The 25791-nt window shown below is 72.3% G+C and carries 25 protein-coding genes; 7 read left to right on the forward strand and 18 right to left on the reverse strand.

The window, feature by feature from the left end; genetic code table 11:
- Nucleotides 1–303: 303 nt before the first annotated feature.
- The 3 genes from ACQ5BE_RS05185 to ACQ5BE_RS05195 are packed head-to-tail and all read right to left on the reverse strand — an operon-like array spanning nt 304 to nt 4987.
- Nucleotides 304–2958, reverse strand: coding sequence for a multicopper oxidase domain-containing protein (locus ACQ5BE_RS05185; protein ID WP_430295902.1), 2655 nt, complete (start codon nt 2956–2958; stop codon nt 304–306).
- Entirely contained in the window at nt 2955–4250 is a 1296-nt protein-coding gene (locus ACQ5BE_RS05190) for a hypothetical protein (RefSeq protein WP_430295904.1), read from the reverse strand. Before ACQ5BE_RS05190 ends, ACQ5BE_RS05185 begins: the two co-directional genes overlap by 4 nt.
- Nucleotides 4247–4987 (reverse strand): helix-turn-helix transcriptional regulator, encoded by a 741-nt coding sequence (locus tag ACQ5BE_RS05195; RefSeq protein WP_430295906.1) that lies wholly within the window; start codon nt 4985–4987, stop codon nt 4247–4249. The genes ACQ5BE_RS05190 and ACQ5BE_RS05195 overlap by 4 nt, the downstream gene beginning before the upstream one ends.
- Before the next feature lie 54 nt (nt 4988–5041).
- On the opposite strand from ACQ5BE_RS05195, the gene ACQ5BE_RS05200 reads away from it, so the two are divergent.
- From ACQ5BE_RS05200 to ACQ5BE_RS05215, 4 genes are all read left to right on the forward strand, one after another.
- A complete protein-coding gene (locus tag ACQ5BE_RS05200; protein WP_430295907.1) occupies nt 5042–5344 on the forward strand; it encodes a DUF2249 domain-containing protein in 303 nt (100 codons plus the stop codon).
- A 351-nt stretch (nt 5345–5695) separates the two neighbouring features.
- On the forward strand, nt 5696–6484 hold the full coding sequence (locus ACQ5BE_RS05205; protein WP_430295908.1) for an ABC transporter ATP-binding protein: 789 nt from the start codon (nt 5696–5698) through the stop codon (nt 6482–6484).
- Nucleotides 6481–7236, forward strand: a complete 756-nt coding sequence (locus tag ACQ5BE_RS05210) for an ABC transporter permease (protein WP_430295909.1) — start codon at nt 6481–6483, stop codon at nt 7234–7236. The genes ACQ5BE_RS05205 and ACQ5BE_RS05210 overlap by 4 nt, the downstream gene beginning before the upstream one ends.
- A complete protein-coding gene (locus ACQ5BE_RS05215) occupies nt 7233–7853 on the forward strand; it encodes a TetR family transcriptional regulator (RefSeq protein ID WP_430295910.1) in 621 nt (206 codons plus the stop codon). Before ACQ5BE_RS05210 ends, ACQ5BE_RS05215 begins: the two co-directional genes overlap by 4 nt.
- On the opposite strand, the gene ACQ5BE_RS05220 is transcribed toward ACQ5BE_RS05215, so the two are convergent.
- The 7 genes from ACQ5BE_RS05220 to ACQ5BE_RS05250 are packed head-to-tail and all read right to left on the reverse strand — an operon-like array spanning nt 7850 to nt 14414.
- A complete protein-coding gene (locus tag ACQ5BE_RS05220; protein WP_430295911.1) occupies nt 7850–8632 on the reverse strand; it encodes a hypothetical protein in 783 nt (260 codons plus the stop codon). The genes ACQ5BE_RS05215 and ACQ5BE_RS05220 overlap by 4 nt on opposite strands.
- 47 nt (nt 8633–8679) lie before the next feature.
- The gene (locus ACQ5BE_RS05225; RefSeq protein WP_430295912.1) at nt 8680–9567 is read right to left on the reverse strand and encodes a GNAT family N-acetyltransferase; all 888 of its coding nucleotides are present in this window, start codon (nt 9565–9567) and stop codon (nt 8680–8682) included.
- Nucleotides 9521–10687: a flavodoxin-dependent (E)-4-hydroxy-3-methylbut-2-enyl-diphosphate synthase gene (gene ispG, locus ACQ5BE_RS05230; RefSeq protein ID WP_413250532.1), complete on the reverse strand. Its 1167-nt coding sequence runs from the start codon at nt 10685–10687 to the stop codon at nt 9521–9523. The genes ACQ5BE_RS05225 and ispG overlap by 47 nt, the downstream gene beginning before the upstream one ends.
- Nucleotides 10688–10728: 41 nt before the next feature.
- A complete protein-coding gene (locus ACQ5BE_RS05235; RefSeq protein ID WP_430295913.1) occupies nt 10729–11019 on the reverse strand; it encodes a YciI family protein in 291 nt (96 codons plus the stop codon).
- 37 nt (nt 11020–11056) lie between these two features.
- Nucleotides 11057–12391, reverse strand: coding sequence for a M50 family metallopeptidase (locus ACQ5BE_RS05240; protein WP_430295916.1), 1335 nt, complete (start codon nt 12389–12391; stop codon nt 11057–11059).
- Between the two features lie 12 nt (nt 12392–12403).
- Nucleotides 12404–13642, reverse strand: a complete 1239-nt coding sequence (dxr, locus tag ACQ5BE_RS05245) for a 1-deoxy-D-xylulose-5-phosphate reductoisomerase (protein ID WP_430295917.1) — start codon at nt 13640–13642, stop codon at nt 12404–12406.
- A 37-nt stretch (nt 13643–13679) separates the two neighbouring features.
- Complete coding sequence (locus ACQ5BE_RS05250) at nt 13680–14414, reverse strand: TSUP family transporter (RefSeq protein WP_430295918.1); 735 nt, start codon at nt 14412–14414, stop codon at nt 13680–13682.
- Between the two features lie 271 nt (nt 14415–14685).
- On the opposite strand from ACQ5BE_RS05250, the gene ACQ5BE_RS05255 reads away from it, so the two are divergent.
- Together ACQ5BE_RS05255 and ACQ5BE_RS05260 are read left to right on the forward strand one after the other, a co-directional pair.
- Nucleotides 14686–16041, forward strand: a complete 1356-nt coding sequence (locus ACQ5BE_RS05255; protein ID WP_430295919.1) for an MFS transporter — start codon at nt 14686–14688, stop codon at nt 16039–16041.
- A gap of 63 nt (nt 16042–16104) precedes the next feature.
- Nucleotides 16105–18108 carry an acetoacetate--CoA ligase gene (locus ACQ5BE_RS05260; RefSeq protein ID WP_430295921.1) on the forward strand — a complete coding sequence of 668 codons (2004 nt, stop codon included), beginning with the start codon at nt 16105–16107 and terminating at the stop codon, nt 18106–18108.
- A 4-nt stretch (nt 18109–18112) separates the two neighbouring features.
- Here ACQ5BE_RS05260 and ACQ5BE_RS05265 read toward each other — a convergent pair whose 3' ends face one another.
- From ACQ5BE_RS05265 to ACQ5BE_RS05275, 3 genes are read right to left on the reverse strand one after another with little or no spacing between them, the layout of a single operon-like run.
- A complete protein-coding gene (locus ACQ5BE_RS05265) occupies nt 18113–18910 on the reverse strand; it encodes an IclR family transcriptional regulator (RefSeq protein WP_430295923.1) in 798 nt (265 codons plus the stop codon).
- A gap of 15 nt (nt 18911–18925) precedes the next feature.
- A complete protein-coding gene (locus ACQ5BE_RS05270; RefSeq protein ID WP_430295925.1) occupies nt 18926–20230 on the reverse strand; it encodes an MFS transporter in 1305 nt (434 codons plus the stop codon).
- Between the two features lie 2 nt (nt 20231–20232).
- Complete coding sequence (locus ACQ5BE_RS05275) at nt 20233–20994, reverse strand: SDR family oxidoreductase (RefSeq protein WP_430295926.1); 762 nt, start codon at nt 20992–20994, stop codon at nt 20233–20235.
- Between the two features lie 208 nt (nt 20995–21202).
- Between ACQ5BE_RS05275 and ACQ5BE_RS05280 the strand changes: the two genes are divergently transcribed.
- The gene (locus ACQ5BE_RS05280; RefSeq protein WP_208712169.1) at nt 21203–21694 is read left to right on the forward strand and encodes a GyrI-like domain-containing protein; all 492 of its coding nucleotides are present in this window, start codon (nt 21203–21205) and stop codon (nt 21692–21694) included.
- A 25-nt stretch (nt 21695–21719) separates the two neighbouring features.
- Here the strand turns inward: ACQ5BE_RS05280 and ACQ5BE_RS05285 are convergent, their stop codons facing one another.
- The 5 genes from ACQ5BE_RS05285 to ACQ5BE_RS05305 all read right to left on the reverse strand — a co-directional run bounded on the left by ACQ5BE_RS05285 (nt 21720) and on the right by ACQ5BE_RS05305 (nt 25780).
- Entirely contained in the window at nt 21720–22562 is an 843-nt protein-coding gene (locus ACQ5BE_RS05285) for an HpcH/HpaI aldolase/citrate lyase family protein (protein WP_430295927.1), read from the reverse strand.
- A 9-nt stretch (nt 22563–22571) separates the two neighbouring features.
- Nucleotides 22572–23096 carry a MaoC family dehydratase gene (locus tag ACQ5BE_RS05290; protein WP_430295928.1) on the reverse strand — a complete coding sequence of 175 codons (525 nt, stop codon included), beginning with the start codon at nt 23094–23096 and terminating at the stop codon, nt 22572–22574.
- The gene (locus ACQ5BE_RS05295; RefSeq protein WP_430295929.1) at nt 23080–23766 is read right to left on the reverse strand and encodes a CoA transferase subunit B; all 687 of its coding nucleotides are present in this window, start codon (nt 23764–23766) and stop codon (nt 23080–23082) included. The genes ACQ5BE_RS05290 and ACQ5BE_RS05295 overlap by 17 nt, the downstream gene beginning before the upstream one ends.
- Nucleotides 23767–23769: 3 nt before the next feature.
- Nucleotides 23770–24528, reverse strand: coding sequence for a CoA transferase subunit A (locus ACQ5BE_RS05300; protein WP_430295930.1), 759 nt, complete (start codon nt 24526–24528; stop codon nt 23770–23772).
- A 76-nt stretch (nt 24529–24604) separates the two neighbouring features.
- The gene (locus tag ACQ5BE_RS05305; RefSeq protein WP_430295931.1) at nt 24605–25780 is read right to left on the reverse strand and encodes an acyl-CoA dehydrogenase family protein; all 1176 of its coding nucleotides are present in this window, start codon (nt 25778–25780) and stop codon (nt 24605–24607) included.
- Between the last annotated feature and the right edge of the window lie 11 nt (nt 25781–25791).

The raw sequence follows: 25791 nt of genomic DNA on the forward strand, positions 1-25791 counted from the left end.
CAATGTAGCCCAGCAGCGGCCCTCTCACTTCGCGGCTTCGCGGAGCGCCGGCGCCGTGAGCACCCCGCCGGGCGTCCCACTTCTGGGGGTCACCTCCTGGGGGTCACCTCCTGGGGGTCACCTCCTGGGGGTCACCTCGGCGTCACGTCCCGCGGATGGTGGCCCAGAGTGGTGGTGCGGTCAGACGCACGACGGCGGCCGCGCGCCGTCGTGCGCCTGCGGCACCGGCGGCGACCACAGAAACTGACCTTCAGGAGGCGACCTTCAGAGGGCGGCCTCGGTGGCTCCCGGAGGAGCGGCGGCTCACTTCGGGGCAGCGACGGCGAAGACGCCGTGCGCGCCCCGGTCAGCGTCCACCATGTAGTGGCTCACGAACGGGTAGTGGCCGGCCTCAGGGAACGCGAGGTCCACGAAGCCGCCCTGGGCAGGTGCGAGGTCCATCGCCTGGGACGCGGCCGTCGGGGCGCCCCCCGCACCGGGCGCTAGGCGGTAGGCGCCTTCGGCCCAGACGGAGCTGAACTGAGCGCCGACCACGTGGAACGACGTCGCGCGGTCCGGTCCCGCGTCGAGCACCCATACCCGTACCCGCTCCCCTGCGCGCACGGCGAGCGGCGCGGCGTCGTACTGGTTCGGATACCCGTTGAACACGACCGCGTCGGGTGTGCCCGCGGTGATCTTCGCCGAGTCCGCGATGCCGCCCTGCGCACCGCGGTACTGCTCGCTCTGCACGAGCACGAACTGGCGGTCCACCGGCGGGGCGTCGGGCGGATCGATCACGACGGCGCCGAACATGCCGTTGGCGATGTGCAGGGACATCGGCATCGTGCTGCAGTGGTACATCCAGATGCCCGGCTGGGTGGCCGTGAACGTGTACGTCAGCTGCTGGCCCGGGTCGATGGTGCGCATCGGCCCGTCCGGCGCGAGCGCTCCCGCGTGGAAGTCGATCGAGTGCCCGGTGGAGGCGTCGTTCACGAGGGTGACCTCGAACCTGTCCCCCACCCTGCCGTGCAGGATCGGCCCCGGGGCGGTCCCGTTGTACGTCCACAGGGCCTGCTCGACGCCGGGGGCGACCTCCGTGACGGTGTCCCGCACCGTCAGGGTCACCTGATGGATGGTGCCGGCGGGCACCGGCGGGAGGTCGGCGGGGTACGGGGTGTGCTGCGCGGCTGAGGCGCTGGGCGGCGCGGCCGGGGCGTGCTGCATGCCGGGCACGTCCCCGGCGCCGGCCTGGGGCGCACCCGATGCGGAGGCGCCCGTCGTGTTGACCCGGAACACCATGCCCATCTGCTTGTGGCCCACCACCGAGCACCAGCCGTCGACCGACTGGGTGACGACCCCGGCGTCGAGCTCGCCGCTCTGGCCCGGGTAGACGCGCGAGGAATCCTGCCCCGTCGCGAGGACGAGGTCGTGGGCGGTGTCGTCCCGGTTCGTGAGGCGGATGACCAGCCGGTCCCCTGCGGGCACCGTCACCGTGTCCGGGACGAAGCGCATGCCGGACATCTGCACGTCCACCGTCGTCGTGTGGCCGGTGGGCACGACGGCGCCGCCCCCAGCAGCGGGCGTTCCGGTGGCGGCAGGCGTTCCGCCGGCGGCGACGGGCAGGGCGGACGGGTCGGCCGCGACCCCCGCCACGACGGCCGCCACGAGGACGGCGAGTCCGGCCGCTCCGGAGCCGAGCCGGCTCCGGAGGGAGGGGCCCGGACGGGCCGCGGGCGCGGCAGTGCGGGCCAGCACGGCGCGGAGCGCGAGCCACACGAACGCCGCGAGCGCGATGAGCCCGACGACCGCGGCTGCCACCCGGACGGTGCTCGGCACGGGAAGGAGGTAGAGGGCCAGCGCGCCGTTGGCGAGCACGGCGCGGAGCCAGGCGCCGGCGTCGAGCGTCTCCGTGCGGCGGCGGACCAGGGCCGGGCCCCCGCCCAGGACGACCGGAAGGAGGTAGGACAGCGCCCCGACAAGGACCTGCGCGGCGAAGCCTGCGGCCAGGACCGGGGTGAGGCCGCCGAGCGCGAGATGGAGGGCATCCCAGTCCCGGGCAGTGGCGCAGAGCCAGGCGAGCCTGGACAGGCCGGCCACGAGCCACACGAGGGCCGCGACCGCGGACAGCGGTGCGAAGGCCACCGGCGGCTTGCGCACCACCGCGCGTGCGAGCGGCACCAGCGACACCACGGTCCCGGCCAGGTAGACGAGCACGCCGGCCGCGGCGGCGATCCGGTTCCCTTCGAGGGCCCCGATCGCGGTGGCGGCGACCCCGGCCAGGAGGATCCAGAGGGCGCGGCGGGACACGGGCTCGGCGGAGTCCTCTGCGCGCGTGCGCAGCATCGTCGGCAGGAGCGTGACGAGGGTTCCGAGTACGCTCAGGCCCAGCCAGCCGAGGACGTTGATGGACTCGTGCGCGAGGAGGAGCCGTGCGTGGAGGTCGCCGGCCGCTTCGGTGGCCGGCAGCGCGAGCAGGGCGCCAGCCGCCGCGCCGAAGGGCAGCAGCGCGCTCGCGGCGAGGTAGTAGCGGATCGTGGAGGCGAAGCGTGAGGGGAGGGCCTTCCGGACGCGGACCAGCAGCGCTGCGCCGTGCCAGGCGGCTGCCGCGCCGACGGCTGCCGCCCCCGCGACGGCCGCCGGCCAGAGGGCGAGCACCACGCCGGCCATGGCGGCGGCCGCACCGGCGTTGAGGAGGACGAGCCGGGCCGCGAGTGCGCGGCGGGACGGGACAGGCAGGCGCAGGAGGGCCTCGGCGAAGTGCCATGAGTAGACAAGGATCGCGTTGGTGGCGGCGCCCAGGAGCGCAAGGTGCGTCAGGAGCCATCCCGAGTCCGGCACGCTCCGATGGGCGCCGGCGAGGAGGGCGACGGCGAGCAGCCACCCGAGCGTCGGAGCGTTCGCCCAGCGGTGCCACCCTGCCCGCCCGGTCCCCGGACGCTCCGGACGACGGTCGGGGGCTGCGCTGATCGACGGCGTCATGAGCCGATCCTCTCCACAGGGATCCCACGGCGCGTGGGCACCGTCCGACCCGCGCCGCGGGCGGCGGCCTTGCCGCCGTCGTGGGCTGCGGCGGAGTATGCCGCGACACCGGCGAACGCGAGCACCGCCACGATGTTGCCGACGCCGCCCCACTGCCACGCGACCGCGTCTCCGCGGGCGTCCCCGAGGGCGAGGCGCAGGACCAGGGTCGCGTGCAGGAGCAGGGCAGGGACCCACATAGCGGCACGGTACGGGAGCGGCCGCCGCAGGACCGCCGGGAGGATGACCGGCGCGTGGGCCATGATCATCGACATCGCGAAGCCGAGGAAGACGGCATGGAGGAACGCGTCGTAGGCCGCCCCTGCCGGCGGACCGGGCACGAGGAGGCACACGGCCGCAGCCACCGCGAGCCACGCGTAGCCGGCCAGGAGGCAGGCGGCCACGAAGCGCGGCAGGCCGGTCGAGCGGATGGTGGCGCGGGCGACGTCGTACGCCACGAGCCAGCCGGCGAGGCCGAGCAGGGCGGCGCCGAAGAGCGGGTAGCCCGCCGCCGGCCACAGTAGCGTTGCCGGGCACAGCACCACGAGGGCCGACGCCGCAAAGACGAGGAGCGGCTCGGCCCACCGGCCGCGGATCCTCACGCGCGCCAGCTCGAGCCGCTCCCCCGCGATCGTGGCGAGCACGAAGGCGGCGAGCCACGGCACGACGGCGGCGACCGGGACGCCCGCTGCCAGGAGACCGGCCGCACCCGCGGCAACGACGGCGCCCAACGCCTGCACGAGCACAGCGGGGTCGCGCTGGCGCCGCCACAGCGGGACGTAGACAAGGGCGAACAGCACCGCACCCGCAAGCACGACGACGCGCGGCAGCCCCTGCGGGAGGCCCCATTCAGGCGCGGCGAGCTGCGCGAGCGCCCCGAGACCGAGGAGCGCCGGGGCCGCGTACCCCCACGGGCGGCGCAGCGCGACCGCCCGCTCCAGCGCGATGAGCGTCCCTACGAACCCGAACACCATGAGGGCCCCGTGGGACGCGGGCAGGGCGGGGGTCCCGGGTCCCCCGACGGGAGCGGGCAGCCCCAGCAGGACGAGCGCCGCGTCGAGGCCCGCGGCCAGCGATGCCCCGCCAGCGACGAGGAGGAGCGCCCGCGGCCAGATGCGGGTGCGCGGACGGTCGGTGGGGTGCGGCGGAGGCGCTGTGCTCTGCAGCGCCCGCGCCGTGCTCTGCAGCGCCCGTGCCGCGCCCTGCAGCGCCCGCGCTGTGCTCTGCAGCGCCCGCGCTGCCCGGGCAGTCACCGCCGTCCGATCGTGAGGAGGCACGCGCCCGGCTCCGCGAAGGGCTCGAGCCGCGAGGCGAGGTCGGGGTGGCCGAGCAGCCGCAGCGACTCGTCGACCAGGCCGGCGTGCACAGCACACACGACGCCGGGCTCGTCCTTGGCGGCGGCGAGGAGGGGACATGAGACGAGGCGGACAGTCTCGGACTCGTTTAGCGCGCCGGCCTGCCCCGACGCGGCCTCGCGCACAGGCTCGCGGGCCTGCTCGGGCCGGGGCTCGACGCCGAACCCGAGGTCGTCGAGCTCGGCGAGCACGCGGCGTCGTGCGTCCGGGGCCGAGGCGGGCGCAGGCGCGGGACCGAGGCTGCGGCGGGCCCAGCGTCGGCCGGCGTCCTCGCCGGCGGCGACCGGGTCGGGAGCCAGCCGGGCGACCTCCGCCGCGAGGACTCCTGCGAGGCCGGCGTAGCCCTCCGTGCGGGATTCGGGCTCGAGGGCGAGGTAGTGCTTCGCTGGCCGCCCGCGCTTCCCCTGACCCCGCTGCGGCGCCGGGCCGTCGACGACGGCGGCCAGCCCCGCGCCCACGAGCGCTTCGAGGTGCTCGCGCACGGTGTTGGGGTGCTGGTCGGTCGCCCGCACAAGGTCCTCGACGGTGCACGGGCCGCCCTGGGCGCGGATGAGGTCCAGGAGTGCGGCGCGCGCGGCGGAGAGGGGTGTCGCGGGGCCGGGAGGCGCCGGCCGGGGACCGAGACTATTTTCCACGGAATTCATTGTAGTAAAGTCTGGGGCACAGGACGTCACCGCGAAAGGACCGCCATGGACACCCAGCGCCAGCCCCTCACCCTGACCCCCACGTCGTCGTGCGCGTGCGGAGAGCACGACGGCGAGGGCTTCCCCGAGCTCGACGTCCGCCTGATTCCCCACGCCATCCGTCACGCGACGATCTTCGGCGCGCTGGACTCGCTGGCCGTGGGGGCGGGGCTCGTGATCGTCGCCAGCCACAACCCGCTGCCCCTGCTGGCCCAGGTGCAGCAGCGGTACCGCGAGGGCGCGTTCGAGGCGTCCTACCTCACGGAGGGGCCGGAGGAGTGGAAGGTGCAGTTCCGCCGGGAGGCCTGACCACCCCTCGGTCTCGGGTACGGCAAATCCGCGCCCTGACGCTCTCGGGTACGCCAGATCCGCGCCCTGACGCTCTCGGGTACGCGAGAACCGCTGTCTGACGCTCTCGGGTACGCCAAATCCGCTCATTGTGCATGCGGCGGGCCAGAGCCGTGGGTCGACGGGCCTTCGGGCCGCGAATTCGCGTACCCGAGACGGCGACGGCGCGCATTTCGCGTACCCGAGACGGCGACGGCGCGCATTTCGCGTACCCGAAACGGAAGGGGGGTGGATTGACGGCGCCCGGCCCCGGACCTACCCTCAATTCATCACGTGATGAATTGAGCGTCTTCGTCCCCTCGGGAGCCAGCCATGCCGCACGTCCCGTCCCACGCCGCCCCCACCGCTCCGGCGATCGAGGCCGATTCCCTCTCCGTCCGCATCCGCCGCTCGCCGATCCTCCACGACCTCGGATTCACGGTTCCCACCGGCCGCATCACGGGGCTCCTCGGGCCCTCGGGCAGCGGCAAGAGCACGCTCATGCGCTCGATCGTCGGGGTCCAGAGGATCGCCCGCGGAACCCTCACCGTCCTCGGCCGGCCGGCGGGGACGGCCTCCCTCCGGCGCGAGGTCGGGTACATGACCCAGGACGCGAGCGTCTACCGCGACCTGACCGTCCTCGACAACGTCCGCTACTTCGGCGCCCTCCACGGACGCTCGGCGGCGGACGCGCGGGAGGCGGTCGCCGCCGTCGGGCTCGCCGACCTCGCCAAGCGCAAGGCCGCGGACCTCTCCGGCGGCCAGTTCAGTAGGGTGTCCCTCGCGTGCGCGCTGGTCGGCGACCCGACGCTGCTCGTGCTCGACGAGCCCACGGTGGGGCTCGACCCCGTGCTCCGCGTGGACCTCTGGGACCGCTTCCGGGCGCTCGCGGACCGCGGTGCCACGCTCGTCGTCTCGAGCCACGTCATGGAGGAGGCGAGCCGCTGCGACTCGCTCCTCCTCCTGCGCGAGGGACGGCTCCTGGCGCAGCTCACCCCCGACGCCCTGCGCGAGCGGGGCGGGAGCGAGGACCTTGAACAGGCCTTCCTCGGCATCATCCGCGCCGACCTCGAACGGCAGGCCGCCGGGCTCCCGGCCAGGACGAAGGAGCATGCAGCATGAATCCCCGGATGCTCGGCGCGACGGCCGCCCGGGTCCTGACCCAGCTCCGCCACGACCACCGGAGCATCGCCATGATCCTGGTGGTGCCATCGGTCCTCCTCGCTGTCGTGTACTGGCTCTTCGAGAACGAGGCCCTGCCGCCCGGGGCCCCCCGCACGTTCGACCGCGTGGGCCTCATCATGCTCGCGATCTTCCCCTTCGTGATCATGTTCCTCATCACGTCCATCACGATGCTCCGCGAGCGCACGACCGGCACCCTCGAACGGCTCATGACCACCCCGATCCACCAGGCCGACCTCCTGTTCGGCTACGGCATCGCGTTCTCGGTCATGGCCGCCCTCCAGTCGGCGATCGCCACCGGCGTGGCCTACTGGGTGTTCAACCTCGACATCCGGGGCAACGGCGGCTACGTGGTGCTGGTCGCCGTCGTGAATGCCGTGCTCGGGGTGGCGCTGGGCCTGTTCTGCAGCGCGTTCGCGCGCACCGAGTTCCAGGCGGTCCAGTTCATGCCCGTCGTCGTGATCCCGCAGATCCTCCTGTGCGGGCTGTTCGTCGCGCGGGACCACATGAACGACGTCTTCCACGCGCTCTCCGACTGGATGCCCCTGAGCTACTCGGTCGATGCGCTCCAGGAGATCGCGAAGAACGCGGACGCCACGGATGCGATGTGGCGCGACTTCGGGATCATGGGCGCGATCGTCCTGGGACTGCTCGCCCTGGCCTCGTTCACGCTCCCGCGGAAGAGCTCGTGACACCGCTCCGGCGTGGCAGGCCCGACGACGGAGGCGACCGCCGCGCCCGGATCGTCGCCAGCGCGACGCGGCTGTTCGCCGACGAGGGCTTCGACGCGGTCAGCCTGCGGCAGGTGGCCCGTGACGCCGGCGTGGACCCCGCGCTGGTCCACCACTACTTCTCCGGCAAGGACGAGCTGTTCGCCGCGTCGGTCGAGCTCCCCGCCGACCCCGACGACGTCCTCGCCGGCATGGCCTCCCTCGCGGCGCAGGACCGGGGCACAGCGCTCCTGAGTGCGATCGCCAGACTCTGGGAGGGGCCGCAGCGCCACGCCCTCGCGGCGTTCGTGCGAGGGTCACTGGGCTCGCGCGCCCGCACGGCGGCGGTGCGCGAGGTGTTCCGGGCGCGGATCATGCCGCGCGTGCTCGAAGGGCTGGAGGGCCCCCGGGAGGAGCTCGAGCTCCGCGCGACCCTGGCCGCCACCCAGGTCATGGGGTTCATCCTGCTCCGGTACGTCGTGCAGCTTGAGCCGCTCGCCTCCCTCCCGCGGGAGCAGGCCGTCGCCCTCGTGGCCCCCGCGCTGCAGCGATACCTCACAGGCGAGCTCGCGGAACCGGATACCGGCCCCGGCCGCTAGAGGGGCAGCCGGTCCAGCGCCATGTCGGCGTAGGCACGCACCGTCGCCGCAGCGTCCTCGGGGCGCGTGTCCACCAGGAGCACCTCCACGGCCACGGTGCCCTTCGCCGCGACGGCCCGCACGATGCTGCGCTCCTGCGGAGTGCTTCCTTCGGTGGGATCCGGGACCTGCGCGGTGGAGATGACCATGACCGCGTGCGGTGCATCCGCGGCGGGGTCGGCGGCGCGGACCACGACGGGGACGCGCTGGCCGCCCAGCGCCGCGTCGTAGCGCGCGCACGACGCCGCGAGGGCGCCGAGCGCTGTCACGGTCGCCGCCGCGGCGTCGGGCGAGGCGTGGCTGGCGAAGCCGATGGCGGTCGTCTGCGCCCGCGCGTCGGAGGGCGCGACGATGAGGGCGGCGGAGGCCTTGTCGAGCCCGGTGAGGGTCGCCGGCGTCGTGAGTGCGGCGCACGACGCCGGCCCCGCACCGGTGAGCGGCGAAGGCACCGCCCGCTCCCCCTGCGCCGCGAGCTGGCCCTGGTCCAGCACGGATCCCCCGAGCCGCAGCGCTGTCCTGGTCTCGGCCGCGGCCGTGACCAGTTCCTGCGCGCTGAACGACCGCTGGGTGCCGGAGGCGTTGAGGCCGGGGCGGCCCTCGCCGCCGGGCGGCGGCACCGCGAGCCCGGGCCGGCATCCGGCCAGGGCCAGGACGGCCGCGGCGAGAAGCATGACAGTCCGCCCCGCCGGCCGGCTCGCGCGCGCAGTGCGGCCGGTCCGGGCGCGGCTCATCGGTGGCATGGGCATGCTGTTTCCCCCCAGGTGCAAGTCGTGCCGGCGCGGGTCGATCAGAAGAGGACCGTGGCGAAGGTCCCCACCTGCTCGAAGCCGACCTTGCGGTAGGCCGCACGGGCGCGGTGGTTGTAGTCGTTGACGTACAGGCTCACGATCGGCGCGATGGCCCTGGCATGCTCGACGATGGCCGCCATCCCCCCGTGGCTCAGGCCCGTGCCGCGGTGCCGGGGATCGACCCAGACGCCCTGGACCTGGGTGGCGGCGGAGGAGACGGACCCGAGCTCCGCCTTGAACACGACCTCGCCCCGCTCGCCGAACCGCGCGAACGAGTGCCCCGCGGCGATGAGCTGGCGGACGCGGCGGTAGTAGTTCTCGCTCCCGCCGGCCACCGGCGAGTACCCGACCTCCTCCTCGAACATCGACACGCACGCGGGGGCGAGGACGTCGAAGTCGGCCTCGGTCGTGACCCGCACGAGGGGGTCGACGGGCACGGCCGGCGGCCCGTCGAGGGCGAGGAGCGGCTGGTCGGGGCGCACGTCGCGGGCGGGAGCGCCGTCGAGCGCCGAGAAGATCGCGAGCGTCGCCTCGGCGGGCCCGAAGATGGACGCGAAGCGGCGGTGCGAGCCGCGGATGGCCTGGGCGTACGTGGGCGCGAGCGCCGGCGCGACCTCGACGGGGACGATGTTGGCGCCCAGCCAGCAGGCGCTCGTGAGCCGCCCGTCGCCGTCGAACGCGCCGACGATCTCCGCGCCGCTGCCCATGGCTGCAGCGGAGCCGGTCGCATCCAGGTGGGCGGCGACGAACACGTTGGCCACCGGGTCCGCCGAGACGAGCTCCGCGAGCGCCGGGGTGTCCTCGTGCACGAGCCGCCGCACCTGGGGCGCGGCGCTGCGGCTACGAGACGGTGACCACGGGGCCGCCCTGGACAGCATCTTCGCCATCGGCCTCCCCCATCTCCTCCGCGATCTTCATCGCCTCTTCGATCAGGGTCTCGACGATGTCCGCCTCGGCCACGGTCTTGATGACCTGGCCCTTGACGAAGATCTGCCCCTTGCCGTTCCCCGACGCGACGCCGAGGTCCGCCTCGCGCGCCTCGCCCGGGCCGTTCACGACGCAGCCCATGACGGCCACGCGCAGCGGGACCTCCATGCCCTCAAGGCCTGAGGTGACCTCCTCGGCGAGCTTGTACACGTCCACCTGGGCGCGGCCGCACGAGGGGCACGAGACGATCTCGAGCTTGCGCGGGCGCAGGTTCAGGGACTGCAGGATCTGGATGCCGACCTTGACCTCCTCGACCGGAGGAGCCGAGAGGGAGACACGGATCGTGTCGCCGATGCCCTTCGACAGGAGCGCACCGAACGCGGTCGCGGACTTGATGGTCCCCTGGAACGCGGGCCCCGCCTCGGTCACGCCGAGGTGGAGCGGCCAGTCGCCGCGCTCGGCGAGCATCTCGTACGCGCGCACCATCACCACGGGGTCGTTGTGCTTGACGGAGATCTTGAAGTCGTGGAAGTCGTGCTCCTCGAAGAGGCTCGCCTCCCACAGCGCGCTCTCGACGAGGGCCTCCGGGGTCGCCTTGCCGTACTTCTGCAGCAGGCGCGGGTCGAGGGAGCCCGCGTTGACGCCGATGCGCAGGGAGGTCCCGTGGTCCTTCGCGGCCTGGGCGATCTCCTTGACCTGGTCGTCGAACTTGCGGATGTTGCCCGGGTTCACGCGGACTCCCGCGCAGCCGGCCTCGATCGCGGCGAAGACGTACTTCGGCTGGAAGTGGATGTCGGCGATGACGGGGATCTGCGACTTCTTCGCGATGATCGGCAGCGCCTCGGCGTCGTCGGCGGAGGGGCACGCCACGCGGACGATGTCGCAGCCGGCCGCCGTCAGCTCGGCGATCTGCTGGAGCGTGGCGTTGATGTCGGTCGTGGGCGTCGTCGTCATGGACTGGACGCTGACCGGGGACTCGGAGCCGACGCCCACCGAGCCCACCCTGATCTGGCGGGTCGGGCGCCTCGGGGCGAGGACAGGTGGCGGTGCGGCTGGCATTCCGAGGCTGACCGAGGTCACTGGGTGGCTCCTTCGAGGTGCTTCAGGATGGGTGCGGGGGCTCAGGCGGCCGCGGACTCGGCCAGGAGGCCGATGATGGGGTTCCACTCCGTCGCGGTCTTCTCGGCGACGAGCCCCGCAATGGGGTCCTGCGCGAGGAGGGCGTCGAGGGACCCTCGGTCCTCGGCGCGGAAGACGATCAGCGCGCTCGACCCGTCGGCCAGCGGTCCGCTCGCGAGGACGGTGCCCTCGTCCGCGAGCCCGCTCAGCCACGCGCGGTGGGCGGGGCGGACTTCGGCGATGCGCTCATCGGCGCCGGACTCGTAGCGGTATTCGACGGCGAAGACAGTCATGGGTCCAGCCTATCCCTCCTCGGGCCGGCGGCCGTCCTCAGCCGAACAGCTTCACGGGTTTGACGATGTCCGCGTAGATGAGCAGGACGCTCATCGCGATCAGCACGCTGGCCACGGCGTAGGTCAGCGGCAGGAGCTTCGCGATGTCGAACGGCCCGGGGTCGGGGCGCTTCCGCCAGGCGGCCACGCGCCGTCGTGCGCCCTCGTAGAGCGCGCCGGCGACGTGCCCGCCGTCGAGCGGCAGGAGCGGGACCAGGTTGAACACCGCGAGGGCGAGGTTGACGCCGGCGAGGATGCCGACGAGCGTCCCGATCCGGGCCTCGAGCGGCACCTCCTCCATGGCCGCCACCTCGCCCGCGACACGGCCGACGCCGACCACGCTGATCGGGCCGTTCGGGTCCCGCTCCTCGGGACCGAAGGCCGCCTGGGCGACGGCGACGACGCGCGCCGGGAGGTTGACGACGACGCCGGTCACCTGGGCGATGTTCTCGCCGACGGTGGGCAGGACGGTGGTAGCAGGCTGCGGGGTGAGCTCCTGGCGGGGAGCGATGCCGAGGAAGCCCGCCTGCGTGGTCTGGTACGAGCCGTCGGCGTTCTTGACCGGCTTGCCGTCCGTGCCGAGCACCGGGCGCTCGTTGAGCACCGGAGTGACCGTCGCGGCGACCTCGGCGTCGCCCCGCTTGAGGGTGACGGCGACCTCCCGCCCGGCGGAGGCGCGGATCCAGGCGGTGAGCTGGTCCCACCCCGTGACCGTGCGGCCGTCGAACGTGAGCACGGTGTCGCCCGGCTGGAAGCCCGCCGCCGCGGCCGGGGTCTTCGTGCAGGTGGACTGGTCCACGTTCTGCTGGTCGCTGCCCTCGGCCACCATGCAGGCCGAGACGCCGGCGACCTGGGTTGTGGGCTGGGGCGTGCCGAAGCCCATGAGCAGGATCGCGGTGAAGATGACGCCCAGGACGATGTTCATCGCCGGGCCGCCGAGCATGATGATGATCTTCTTCCAGACCGGCAGCTGGTAGAAGAGCCTCCCGTGGTCCTCGGGACGGACCTCCTCGTGGGCCGCGTCCCGCGCCGCCTCCGCGAGGCCCTGGAACATGCCCGTGCTCGAGGACCGCACTGACCCGTCCCGCCGGTTGGGCGGGTACATGCCGACCATCGCCACGTAGCCGCCGAGCGGGAGCGCCTTGATCCCGTACTCGGTCTCACCCCGCTTCCTCGAGAAGACGGTGGGCCCGAAGCCGATCATGTAGCGGGTCACGCGGACGTTGAACAGCTTGGCGGGCAGCAGGTGCCCCACCTCGTGCAGGGCGATCGAGGCGGCGATGCCGAGCGCGACGAACAGGACGCCGAGGATGAAGAGGACGACAGGGGTCACGGACACATCTCCTTAGTTCCGTGTTCCCAAACGCTCGTGGGCCCGCGCGCGTGCCCACTCCTCCGCCGCGAGGACGGAATCCACAGAGAGCTCGGAGGAGCCACTGTGCTCGGCGAGCACGGTCTCGACCGTCGCGACGATGTCGGTGAACCGGATGCGGCCGGCGTGGAAGGCCTCGACGGCCTCCTCGTTGGCCGCGTTGAAGACCGCCGGGAAGGTGCTGCCCCGCTCCGCGGCGTCGCGGGCGATCGCCACGGCGGGGAAGGCCACCTCGTCGAGCGGCTCGAACGTCCACGCGGAGGGGGACGTGAAGTCGCAGGGCGCGGCTGCGTGCGGGACGCGCTCGGGCCAGCCGAGCCCGAGGGCGATCGGCAGGCGCATGTCCGGCGGCGAGGCCTGGGCGATGATCGAGCCGTCGGCGAACTGCACCATCGAGTGCACGATCGACTGGGGGTGCACGACGACGTCGATCGCCTCGAGCGGCACCCCGAACAGCAGGTGCGCCTCGATGAGCTCGAGGCCCTTGTTCACGAGGGTCGCCGAGTTCGTCGTGACGACGCGTCCCATGCTCCACGTGGGGTGGTCGAGCGCCTCGGCGGGGGTCACGCCGTCGAGCTCGGCCCGGCTGCGCCCGCGGAACGGGCCGCCCGAGGCGGTGAGGATGAGCCGCTCCACCTCGTCGCGGCGCCCGGACCGCAGGCACTGGGCGATCGCCGAGTGCTCGGAGTCGACGGGGACGATCTGGCCGGGTCCGGCAGCGCCCGTGACGAGCGCGCCGCCGACGATGAGGCTCTCCTTGTTCGCCAGCGCGAGGGTGGCGCCGGAGCGCAGCGCCGCGAGCGTCGGCGCGAGGCCGATGCTCCCGGTGATGCCGTTGAGCACGACGTCGGCGGGGCCGCTCGCGCCGTTCCATGCGGCGATGCGGGTGGCCGCGCCGGGGCCGGTGAACAGCTCGGGATCGTAGCCACCGACCCCGCGCATGTCGGCGGCCTCCTCGATCGCGACGCGCAGCTCGTCCGCGCTGCCCACCGCGATGCCGACGGCCTCCGCGCGGGTGTGGACCGCCTGGCGGGCGATCGCGTCGATGCTGGCGCCCCCGGCTGCGAGCGCGGTGACGCGGAAGCGGTGGGGCGCGTTGTCGATGACCTCGATCGCCTGGGTCCCGATGCTTCCGGTCGAGCCGAGGAGGATGACCGAACGCTGTGCCTCGGGTGAGGCGGGCGTGCGCTGCTCGGCGCCGGGATTCTGCATGTGCCCAGTATCCCCGCTGGCCGAGGCCGCGGCGAAACTACAGCCGGGCGGCGCCGTTGGCGATCGCCATCGCCGCGCCCGCGTAGGCGATGCCGACGACGGCGCGGCGCACCGCATGCCCGGGCAGCCGGTGGGCAAGCAGGTCCCCCACCGCGATCCCGGCGAGCATGCACGCCAGCACCGCCCCCCACTGCCACGCCTCGAGGGCGGGCCAGTGCCAGCCGGTGGCGAAGGCCTTCGAGACGATCGAGGTGGTGCCAGTGGTGAGGAAGAAGGGCTGGAGCGTGGCGCTGAAGCGGCGCTGGTCCCAGCGGCTCAGGACGGCGTAGGCCGTCACCGCCGGGCCTCCGACCGCCGCGGCCGCATTCATCAGCCCGGACGCGAACCCGCATCCGGCCATGACCCCCAGCCCGTCGATCCGGCGTCTGGCCCGCGCCACGAGCTGCGAGGCCACGAGGGCGGCGATCAGCGTGATCCCGATCCCCATTTCGAGGGGGGCCGCCGGAACGCGGCTCGCGAGCAGGGCACCGAGGGCGATGCCCGCGAAGCCCGGGACGATGAGCCCCACGTAGCGGCCCCACTCCACGTCGCGCCGGACGCGGGCGAGGATGAGCGCCGAGGACGCGGCCCCGCACGCGTTGACGATCATGACCCCGTCGAGCGGGCCGAGCAGGACCACGAGCACGGGCGAGACCATGAGGCCGAAGCCGAGGCCGGCCACCCGCTGGGCCATCGCCCCCACCACGACGGCCAGGAGGACGAGGGCGAACACCCCTCGATTCTAGGGCGGCCGCCGCGGGCGGTTGCATATTCCTCGTAACGGAATATGGGTTACAAAAACCGGAAGCGGTGGCTGGTGGATGGCGTCAAAGCCGGCACAAAGCCGTCAGCCTTAGGCCTGTATATCGGGTTCGTTGATGTTCTCAACGATTCCGTTCTAGGGAATGTCCGTCAAAAGTATCGGAACACACGCGCGCGAGTGATTACAGTCACTCTGAACGAGGCCCGAGCCTCAGTCCCGAACTCACCTCAAGGAACTCACCGTGGACGTTCTCTCCGATATCCGCCGGTCCCCCATGGGCCGGTTCCAGGTCGTGGCAGTCAGCATCGCCCTCGTCCTGATCCTCATCGACGGATTCGATGTGGCTGTCATGTCCTATGCGGCGCCCGCCATCTCGCGGGAATGGCACATCGACCCGGTGATGCTGGGCTACCTGCTCAGCGCGAGCCTGTTCGGCATGGCGGCGGGCTCCATCCTCCTGACCCCGCTGGCGGACCGCATCGGGCGGCGCCCGCTCACGCTCATCTCGATGGCCGTCATCAGCGTCGGGATGGTCCTCTCCGTCGTCGCGGCCGACGCCGGCCAGCTCCTCGCGTTCCGCGTCCTCACAGGGCTCGGGGTCGGCGGCATGATGGCCAACCTGAACGTGCTGGTCTCCGAGTACGCCTCCGACCGGCGGCGCGGCCCCATCATCGGCATCTACGCGGCCGGCTACCCGATCGGCGCGACCATCGGCGGCCTCGCCGCAGGCCCCCTCATCCCGGCCTTCGGATGGCACTCCGCCTTCCTGGTGGGCGCAGTCCTGAGCGTCGCCATGCTCGTCGCCTCCGCCGTCTGGCTCCCCGAGTCGCTCGACTTCCTGCTGGTCCGCCGCCCGGCCAACGCCCTCGGCCGCGCCAACGCCATCCTCGCCCGCATGGGGCGCCCCGCCCTGGCAGAGCTGCCGTCCATGGCCTCCGGCGCGCCGGTGCGCGGCAACGCGGCCGTCCGCGAGGTCCTCGGCACGGAGAAGCTGTTCCGCACCGTGATGCTCTGGATCGGCTACGCCTTCCTCGTCGCCGCGTACTACTTCGCGAACACCTGGACTCCGAAGATCATGGCCGGCGTCTCGGGCAACGACTCCCTCGGCGTGACCGTGGGCACCGTAGCGAACTTCGGCGGCATCCTCGGCTGCTTCATCTTCAGCGCGCTCGCGATCCGCTACCGCAGCAACCGACTCCTCGCCGGGTCCCTTGTCGCCGCAGGGGCCGCCTACGTGGTCTTCGGCCTCGCCTTCAGCCAGGTCGCGCTCGCCGTGGCGCTCGCCGTCCTCCTCGGCATCCTCACGACGGCGGGCATCGCCGGGTTCTACGCCATTGCCCCGGGCGTCTACTCGGCAGGCGCCCGCGCCACCGGACTCGGCTGGATGATCGGACTCGGGCGGCTCATCTCCATCGTCGCCCCGATCCTCGTCGGCTACCTCATCTCGGGAGGCTGGGCCCCGCAGAACATCTTCTTCCTGTTCGCCCTCCCCCTGCTCGGCGCCGCCGCCGCCGTCGTCGCACTGGGCGTCTCGCTTCGCCGCGCCGACGCAGGCCGCGCGCGCGAACCCCAGCCGACGGACGCCGTCGCCCGCTGACGGCGTCTCCGCCGCCATCTCCCAGCCACCACCACGCACACAGAACTGGACTCAAGGAACGCCATGTCGCTCTCCCGCACCCCCACCGGCACGCTGCTCCGCCCCGCTCCGGCCCGCAGCGAATGGAACCAGCACCGCCTGGGACGGTTCCTCGAAGGAGTCGAGGCGCGAATCGGCGAACGCTTCGACGACTACGAGGCGGCATGGCGGTGGTCCGTGGAGAACCTCGACGAGTTCTGGCAGTCGGTGTGGGACGAGTGCGGCCTCGTGGCGCACACCCCGTTCAGCGCGATCCTCGGCGACCGCTCGATGCCCGGAGCCGAATGGCTCCCGGGGGCAAGGCTGAACTACGCCGAGCACATTGCCCGTTCCCTGGCCGAGCGTCCCGACGCCGTCCGGCTCCTCTCCCGCAGCCAGACCACCGGCAGCACGGACTGGACGGGCGCGCGCCTGCTGGAGGAGATCGGCCGGATCCAGCGCGGCCTCGTCGCCCTCGGGGTCCGCGCGGGCGACCGGGTCGCGGGCTACATCCCGAACATCCCCGAGGCCGTCGCGGCCTACCTTGCCGCGGCTGGGCTGGGTGCGGCGTGGTGCTCAGTGCCGCCGGAGATGGGTGCCCGCAGCGCACTGGACCGTCTCGCGCAGCTCGAGCCGAAGGTGCTCATCGCCGTCGACGGCTACCGGTGGGGCAAGCGTGACGTGAGCCGCGCAGATGAGCTCGCGCGCCTCGCCGAGGGCCTCCCCGGGACCCAGACCGTGTTCCTGCCGTACCTCGATCCGGACGCCGAGGCGCCGGCGGGTGCCCTCGCCTACCGGGACTTCACCGCGGAGGCCGCGGAGCCGGAGTTCGTGCCCCTTCCGTTCGCGCAGCCGCTCGTCGTCCTGTTCTCCTCGGGAACCACCGGCAAGCCCAAGGCCATCGTGCACACCCACGGGGGCTTCCTGCTCGAGCACTCCAAGGCGGTGCACCTGCACTTCGGCCTCGACGCGACGGACCGCGCCTTCTGGTTCAGCACGACCGGCTGGATGGTGTGGAACCTCAGCGTGTCGACCCTGCTCACCGGGGCGTCGCTCGTCATCGAGGACGGCGACCCGAACTGGCCCTCGCCCGACGGCGAGTGGTCCCAATGGGCGATCGCCGCCGAGACGGAGGCAACCTACTTCGTCACCGGGTCCGCCTACCTGGCCGCCTGCGCCCACGCCGGGCTCCGCCCCGGGGCCACGTGGGACCTGAGCCGGATCCGCGAGATCCAGTGCTCCGGGTCGCCGCTGTCCGCAGACGTCGCCGGGTGGGTCTACGCCGAGGTTGGACAGGACCTGCTGCTGGCGCCCACCTCGGGCGGCACCGACATCTGCGGAGCCTTCATCGGCGCCTCGCCGCTCACCGCGGTCCACGCCGGCGAGATGGCCTGCCGGCCCCTCGGCGTGGCGGTCGACTCGTGGGACGCCGACGGCCGCCCAGTGAGGGAGCAGCCGGGCGAGCTGGTCTGCACCCAGCCGATGCCCTCGATGCCCGCGTTCTTCTGGGGCGACGCCGACGGGGAGCGCTACCGCAGCAGCTACTTCGGCGTGTACCCAGGGGCATGGAGGCACGGCGACTGGCTCGTGGGCACCGAGCGTGGCACGTGGGTCATCACCGGCCGCTCGGACGCGACCCTCAACCGCGGCGGCGTGCGCCTCGGGACGGCGGAGTTCTACGAGGCCCTCGACCCCGTCCCGGGCCTGGCGGACACGATGGTCCTTCATTTCGAGGACGACGGCGGCATGGGCAAGCTCGTGCTCATCGCCCAGACCGAGGCCAGCGTGGACGACGCCGCGTGGCCGGCCCTCGAGGCACGCATCCGCACCGTGCTGCGCACCGAGCTCTCGCCGAGGCACGTGCCCGACGTGGTCGTCCGCGTCCCTGCGCTCCCCAGGACGGCGACCGGCAAGAAGCTCGAGATACCGCTCAAGCGGATGGTCCAGGGGGCTGAGGCAGGCACCGCGTTCGACAGCGGTGCGGCCGTCGGTGCGGCCGGACTGGAAGAGACGGTGGGGCGGATCCAGGCGGTCCTGGCGCAGGCGTGACCGTCTAGCCCTCTGCCGCGGCCCGCCTGAGGCTCTCGGCGAGGGCCTCGGCGGCGTCGTGGAGCGCCGCGACGATCGGCGCGGTCTCCTCGCGGCGGAAGCGCACCGACGGGACCGCGGCCGTGAGCGCGGCGACGGTCTTCCCGTCCGGGCCGTTCACGGCGACCCCGAGGCCGCGCACGCCCTGTTCGGTCTCCTCGATGCTCGTGCCGTAGCCGACCCTGCGGACGGTGGCCAGATTGCGCTTGAGCGCCGTGAGCGTGGTGAAGCGTGCCGTGGGCCACGGCGTCAGGCCCCCGCGGTAGAGGGCCTCCAGCTCCGGGTTGGCGATCTCCGCCAGGATCGCCTTGCCTCCCGCGGAGCAGTACGCGGGCATGAGGTCGTTGCGCCGCGCACCGATCCGCAGGTTCCGGTCGGTGGCCTCGACGCCGTCGAGGAAGCGCACGCTGTTGCCGCTCAGCACCATGACCTGGACAGTCTCATGGATGCGCGCGCCGAGCTCCTGGAGCACGGGCAGGGCGAGATGCCGAAGGGTCTCGTGAGGGACCTCCGCCGGCCGGCCGACGAAGACGGGACCGGCCGTGTAGGACCGGTCCCTCTCCTGGACCGCGAAGCCGCGGTGCACGAGCGCGTTCAGGAGCCTGTGCGCGGTCGACGGCGCGACATCCAGGAGCTGCGCGGCGCCGGCCACGGTCAGCGGCTCCCCCGCGCGGAGCGCCAGCGCGAGCCGCAGCGCACGGTCGACCGATTCGACGGGCGACGCTCCCGCCGGGGACTTCGCGTTCACAGGTTCCTCCGCCATGGTTCTCCAGTGACCCTAGCCCACGGTGGCCGGGGAGCCAGCCTCCGGTGACCGCGTTCCCAGGGCGTCCTCGACGTAACGGCCGGGCCTGGCCATGATGACGGCGCCGAGGGCCATGGGCACGAATGTCGCCACATACACCCACAGCGGCGCGGCCCAGCCGCCGGTCGCGGCGAAGAGCCCTCCGCCTACGAGCGGGCCCAGGGTGCCTGCGAGGTAGCCGATGCCCATGGCAAACCCGCCCACGCCGGCCGAGCCCGCCGTCGTGCGCGTGCGCAGGTTGAACATCGCGATCGCGAAGGGGAAGGCGCCGCCGGAGATGCCCGCCACGAAGACCCAGACCCAGGCGGGGCCGGCGTGGCTCAGGAGGCCGAGGTAGCCGACGGGCAGTGTCGCGGCGAGTGCCACGGCCAGCCACGTCGGGTTCCTGAGGCGGTTCGCGAGCAGCGGCGTGACGACAGCCATCGGGAGGGTCATGAACGTGAAGATCGAGAACGCGCCCGCGGCGTCTGCCTTGGACAGGCCCCCGTACTGGGCGAGGATGGTGGGCAGCCAGGCGAGCATGGCGTAGGTGTTGAGCGAGGCCATCGCGTAGAAGACCGCGGTGCCCCACGCGACCGGGCTCCTCACGAGCTCACCGAAGCCCACCTTCAGCGCGGGCGACGTCGGCACCCGGGTGCCGCTGCCGGCGTCGTGCCTGGCGCGGAGCGAGGCGACGAACTGGGCCGCCCACGGGAGCACGGCGATCAGGGAGAGCAGGCCCCATGAGGCGAGAGAGCCCTGCCAGCCCACGGCGTTGGCCAGGGGCAGCGCCGTCATCGCGGGGAGGGTGGCACCGGCCTGCATCAGGAGCGAGAACAGGGTGATCATGGACGCCTGGCGGTCCGGGAAGTACTTCTTCACGAGCGGGGCACCGGCCACGTTCCCGAGGCCCATGCCCACGAGCGCCACGGCGGTCAGCCCGAGGAACGGCAGCGTCCCGCCGCCGAACGGCCTCAGGAGGGCGCCGACCGCAGCGAGCACGACGGCGATGAGCGCCGTCGCCTCGGGCCCCCACCGGCGCACGAGGGCCGGGGCGAGGAAACCGCCCACGCCGAAGGAGAGCGTCGGCAGCATGCCGAGGAGGGTGGCGCCGGCAGTGTCGATGCCCAGGGCGGCGCGGACGTCGGAGAGGAGGGGAGACATCCCGGTGATCGCGTACCGGAGCCCGATGCCCAGGAGGACGAGGCCGACGATGACGGCGCCGCGTCCCTTCCACAGGCCACGGCGGGCGTCGGGGTTCTCCAGCGCCCGTCCGGCGGAGGCTGCGAAGGCGGCCATTCCTACTGCGCCGCCTTCGAGTCGCCGTCGATCGGGAACATCTGGCCCGAAATGGTGCGGGCGTGCGGGCCCGCGAGGAAAAGGATGAGGGCGGCGATGTCGTCGGGGTCGATGAACTTCTTCACCGACTGGTTGGCCATGGCGCTGTCGATCTCCTCCTGCACGGTGCGGCCGGAGACCTTGGCGCGGCCCTCGAAGACGCCCATGATGCGGGGGCCGTCGACGGCACCGGGGTGGATGGTGTTCGAGGTGATGCCGAAGGGACCGAGTTCCATCGAGAGGGTCTTGGCGAAGCCCACGAGCCCCCACTTGGTGGTCGAATAGGCGACCCGGTTCGGGTAGCCGAAGCGGCCGGCGAGCGAGGACATCGTGATGATCGAGGCCGCCTCGGATTCCTTCAGGAGGGGGATCGCGCGCTGGGTCACGGTGAACGTTCCGATGAGGTTGACGCCCAGGACGGCGGCGAAGGTGTCGGCCGGGTACTCCTCCACGGGAGCGGTGGCGCCTGCGATGCCGGCATTGTTGACCAGGACGTCGAGGCCGCCGAGCTGCTCACGCACGTCGGCGAACAGCGCGTCGACGTCCTCGGACCTGCTCACGTCGCCCACGCTGCCGGTGACGCCCGGGTTCTCGGCCACGATCTTGGCCACCGCGTCCGCGTTGATGTCCGAGATGTGCACGCGGGCGCCCTGGGCCACGAAGGCCTTGGCGACGGCGAGACCGATGCCGCCGGCACCGGCTGTGATGAGTACGCGCTGAGACATTGCTCTGCTCCTTGCTGGATTGATGGACTGCGTCCCGCGCGGCGGGGCGTCATTCCTTACAGTGCAATAATCCTCAGAAAGATTCCGTCTAGGGGGATTCTGGTCAAACGTCACACTACCGCGAGACCCATGGCACATCACCGCCTTGATCGGCCCGAGGGCCGCGTGGGCCCTTTCGCCGCCCCGGCAGGCCCGGCAGGATGGGCATATGACTGAGTTCAGGCTCGAAGAGCTGACCGAACAGCCCACTGCCGTCGTCCGCGACCGCATCCCGATGGACCAGCTCAAGTCCTTCTTCGACAACGTCTACGGCACGGTGATGGCCGCCCTCGGCAAGCAGGGGGCGCAGCCGGTCGGGCCGCCGTTCGCCAAGTACACGGGCATGCCCTCCGACACGGTGGACGTGGAGGCGGGCTTCCCGGTCGAGGCCGGGTTCACGGAGGGCGACGGCGTCTCTGCCAGCACCCTCCCTGGCGGCCGGGTGGCCGCTGGAACGCACCTCGGCCCCTACGAGGGGCTCTCGGAGACGTACCAGAGCATGGCCGCCTGGATCCAGGGGCAGGGGTTCGCCCCGGGACAGGCCGTGTGGGAGGTCTACATGTCGGACCCGGGCCAGGAGCCGGACTCCTCCACGTGGCGCACCGACGTCTACTGGCCCGTGGTCGAGACGGGCGCCGGCAGCACGCCCGATCGCCCCTAGCCCAGGCCTGAGTCCAGGCCCGGTCCTAGTCCAGGCCTGCGCGTCGGAGCACGGCCTCGGCATGCCTCAGGATCGGGCCGTCGATCATCTTCCCGTGGAACTGGAACACGGCCGCCCCGGCGTCCTCGGCGGCGGCGAGCAGCTCGCGCGCGGCCTCGACAGCCTCGGGCGTGGGCGCGTAGGCCGCGCGGACGGCCGCAACCTGTGACGGGTGGATGCACGCCTTCGCCGCGAACCCGGAAGCGACGGCGTCCGCGGACTCGGCGGCGAGCCCGTCGAGATCGGGGATGTCGGTGTAGACGGCGTCGATCGCGGCCTTGCCGCATGCCCCGGCGGCAATCAGCACCGAGGAGCGCGCGTGCAGCGCCACGGCGCGGTAGGCGCCGTCGCCGGCGCGGCTCGAGGTGCCGCCGAGGGAGGCGACCAGGTCCTCCGCGCCCCACATGAGGGCGACAGCGTTCGGCTCCGCCGCGATCGACGGCGCGGCGAGCACGCCCGCAGCCGTCTCGCACAGGGCGATGACGCGGTACTGGCGCAGGAGCGCGAGCTGTTCCGGGGACTCGGCCTTGGCGAGCATGACGGTGCGGTAGGGGGTGGCCTCGAGCGCCTCGAGATCGGCCTCGAAGTCCCCTGAGGAGAGCGTCGGACCGGCCGAGTTGACGCGCACGATGGTCCGCTCGGGGTCGAGCGGGACCTCGGCGAGGTTCAGGCGCGCCTCCGCCTTCGCGTCCGGGGAGACGGCGTCCTCGAGGTCGAGGATGACGGCGTCGGCGCGCTCGGCCGCCTTGGCGAAGCGCTCGGGGCGGTCGGCGGGGCAGAACAGGAGGGCAGGGCCCATGGAGAACCCGGGCGAGCTGATCGGCGTCATGCGCCCAGCCTAGGCGCCCGCGCGGTGCGCGTCGCGGAGCCACATGAGGCACGACCGCCGCGCCCGGCCCACCACGACGCCGTCCTGGTTGCGTCCCGTGAGCTCCATCGTCACGATCCCCTGTCCCGGCCGCGAGGACGAGAGCCGCTTCTCGGTCACGATCGTGTCGGTGTAGAGGGTGTCGCCGTGGAAGAGGGGGTGCGGGAACGCGACGTCGCCGAGGCCCAGCTGGGCGACGATCGTGCCCTGGGTCAGCTGCGCGACCGACTGGCCGACCATGGTGGACAGCGTGAACATCGAGTTCACGAGCCGCTGCCCGAACGGCTGGCCCGCGCTCCACGCAGCGTCGAGGTGGAGCGCCTGGGTGTTCATGGTCAAGGTCGTGAAGAGGACATTGTCCGCCTCCGTGACGGTCCGGCCGGGCCGGTGCGCGTAGACCACGCCCTCCTCGAGCTCGTCGTAGTACAGCCCCCGCTGCTCGATGACGCGCGGCGCGTCCTCGCCGCCGGCTGCGGGATCAGGGCTCGTTGTCATGGATCTCCACCTCGAGGTCCACGCCGGTCTTCGCCGCGACCTCGTCCTCGGTCACACCGGGAGCGAGCTCCCGCAGCACCAGCACGGAGCCGGTGCCGGGCTCCATCCCGGCGCCCACCCCGTCGCGCACGACGTCGATCACCGCCAGGTCGGTGATGATCCGGTCCACACAGCCGCGGCCGGTCAGGGGCAGCGTGCATTCGCGCAGGATCTTGGGGTTCCCGTTCCTGTCGGTGTGCTCCATCATCACGATGAGCCGCTTGGCGCCGAAGACGAGGTCCATGGCGCCGCCCATGCCCTTGACCATCTTGCCCGGGATCATCCAGTTGGCGAGGTCCCCGTTCTGGGAGACCTCCATGGCCCCCAGGACCGCCACGTCCACGTGGCCGCCGCGGACCATCCCGAAGGACGTGGCGGAGTCGAAGAACGCGGCGCCCTGGTTCACTGTCACGGTCTCCTTGCCCGCGTTGATGAGGTCCGGGTCCACCTCGTCCTCGTGGGGGTACCGTCCGGTGCCGAGGATGCCGTTCTCGGAGTGCAGCACCACCTCCACGCCCGCGGGGATGTAGTTGGGGATGAGCGTGGGCATCCCGATGCCCAGGTTCACGTATTGTCCGTTCCTCAGCTCCCGCGCCACGCGGGCGGCGAGCTCGTTGCGCGTCCAGGGCATGGTTCAGGACACCGTCCTCTTCTCGATCCTCTTCTCGCTGTGCGGGCTCCCCGCCGGGACGTGCACGATCCGCTGGACGAAGATGCCCGGCAGGTGGACATGTTCGGGGTCGAGCTCGCCCGGTTCGACCAGTTCCTCGACCTCGGCGATCGTGATCCTCCCTGCCATGGCACAGAGCGGGTTGAAGTTCATGGCCGTCGCGTGGAACACGAGGTTGCCGTGGCGGTCGGCCTTCTGGGCGTGGACGAGCGCGAAGTCCGGGGTCAGCGACTCCTCCAGGACGTAGTCGGCCCCGTTGAAGGCGCGCACCTCCTTCGGCGAGGAGGCGAGCACGACGTTCCCCTCGGCGTCGTACCTCTGCGGGAGGCCGCCCTCGGCGACGAGTGTCCCTACGCCGGCCGCCGTGAAGAACGCCGGGATGCCGGCACCGCCTGCACGGAGCTTCTCCGCGAGGGTGCCCTGCGGGGTGAGGACCACCTCGAGTTCGCCGGCGAGGAACTGCCGCGCGAACTCCTTGTTCTCCCCCACGTAGGAGCTGATGGTCCGCCGGATGCGCCCGTCGGAGAGGAGGATGCCGAGCCCCCAGTCGTCCACGCCGCAGTTGTTGCTGATCGTGGTGAGGTCCCTCGTGCCCTGGCGGTGCAGGGCGTCGATGAGCGCCACGGGGATGCCGCACAGGCCGAAGCCTCCGACGGCGAGCGACGCGCCGTCGTCGATGTCCGCGACCGCCTCCTCGGCGCTCGCCACCACTTTGTCGATCACGTGCCCCTCCTCGTTCCGTGTGAAGTCCGCTGTCCCCATCCAACGGCAGGCCCGCGGAGTTTGGCTAGAGGCCGATTCACAGCCCGAGCTCGCGCGCGATGAGCATGAGCTGGACCTCGGTGGTGCCCTCGCCGATCTCGAGGATCTTCGAGTCCCGGTAGTGCCTCGCCACGGCGGACTCGTTGATGAACCCGTAGCCGCCGAACACCTGGGTCGCGTCGCGCGCGTTGTCCATGGCGGCCTCTCCGGCGACCATCTTCGCGATCGCCGCGTGCGTCTTGAACGGCTTCCCGGCGAGCATCCGCGCCGCCGCGTCGTAGTATGCGAGCCGGGCTGTGTGCGCCCGGGCCTGCATGCGGGCGATCTTGAACTGGATCGCCTGGTAGGTGCCGATGTGGTGCCCGAACGCGCTGCGCTCCTTGGCGTACTTCACCGACAGGTCCACGCAGCCCTGGGCGGCGCCTGTGCCGAGGGCCGCGATCGCGATGCGCCCCTCGTCGAGGGTGGTGAGGAAATTGGCGTACCCGCGTCCCCGCTCGCCCAGGAGGTTCTCCTCCGGGACGCGCACGTCCTTGAACGAGAGCGGGTGGGTGTCCGAGGCGTTCCAGCCGACCTTGTTGTAGGCCTTCTCCGCCCGGAACCCCGGCGTCCCAGACGGGACGATGATTGTGGAGATCTCCTTCCGCGGGCTCCCGTCGTCGCGCTGGCCCGTGCCGGTGACGGCGGTGACCGTCACGAAGCTCGTGATGTCCGTGCCCGAGTTCGTGATGAACTCCTTCGAGCCGTTGATGACCCACTGCTTCCCGTCCGGCCCGTCCTCGAGCCGCGCGGTCGTCTTAGTTCCCCCGGCGTCGGAGCCCGCCTCCGGTTCGGTCAGCCCGAAGCCGGCGAGCTTCTTCCCGGCAGCGAGGTCCGGGAGCCACGTCTGCTTCTGCTCCTCGGTGCCCCACTTGTAGATGGGCATCGCGCCGAGGGAGACGCCGGCCTCGAGCGTGATGGCGACGGACTGGTCCACCCTGCCCAGCTGCTCGAGCGCGAGGGCGAGGGCGAAGAAGTCCCCTCCCATGCCGCCGTACTCCTCGGGGAAGGGAAGCCCGAACAGGCCCAGCTCCCCCATCTGCGCGATGACCTCGTAGGGGAAGCTGTGCTCCTCGTCGTGCTTCCCTGCCACGGGGGCGACCACCTCGTCGGCGAACTCGCGGACCGTGTCGCTGAGCTCCTTGTACTCGTCGGACAGCTGGAAGTCGACCATGGGGGTCCTCC

Source organism: Sinomonas sp. B1-1, assembly GCF_050474465.1.
In the GTDB taxonomy this organism is placed as follows: Bacteria; Actinomycetota; Actinomycetes; order Actinomycetales; family Micrococcaceae; genus Sinomonas; species Sinomonas flava.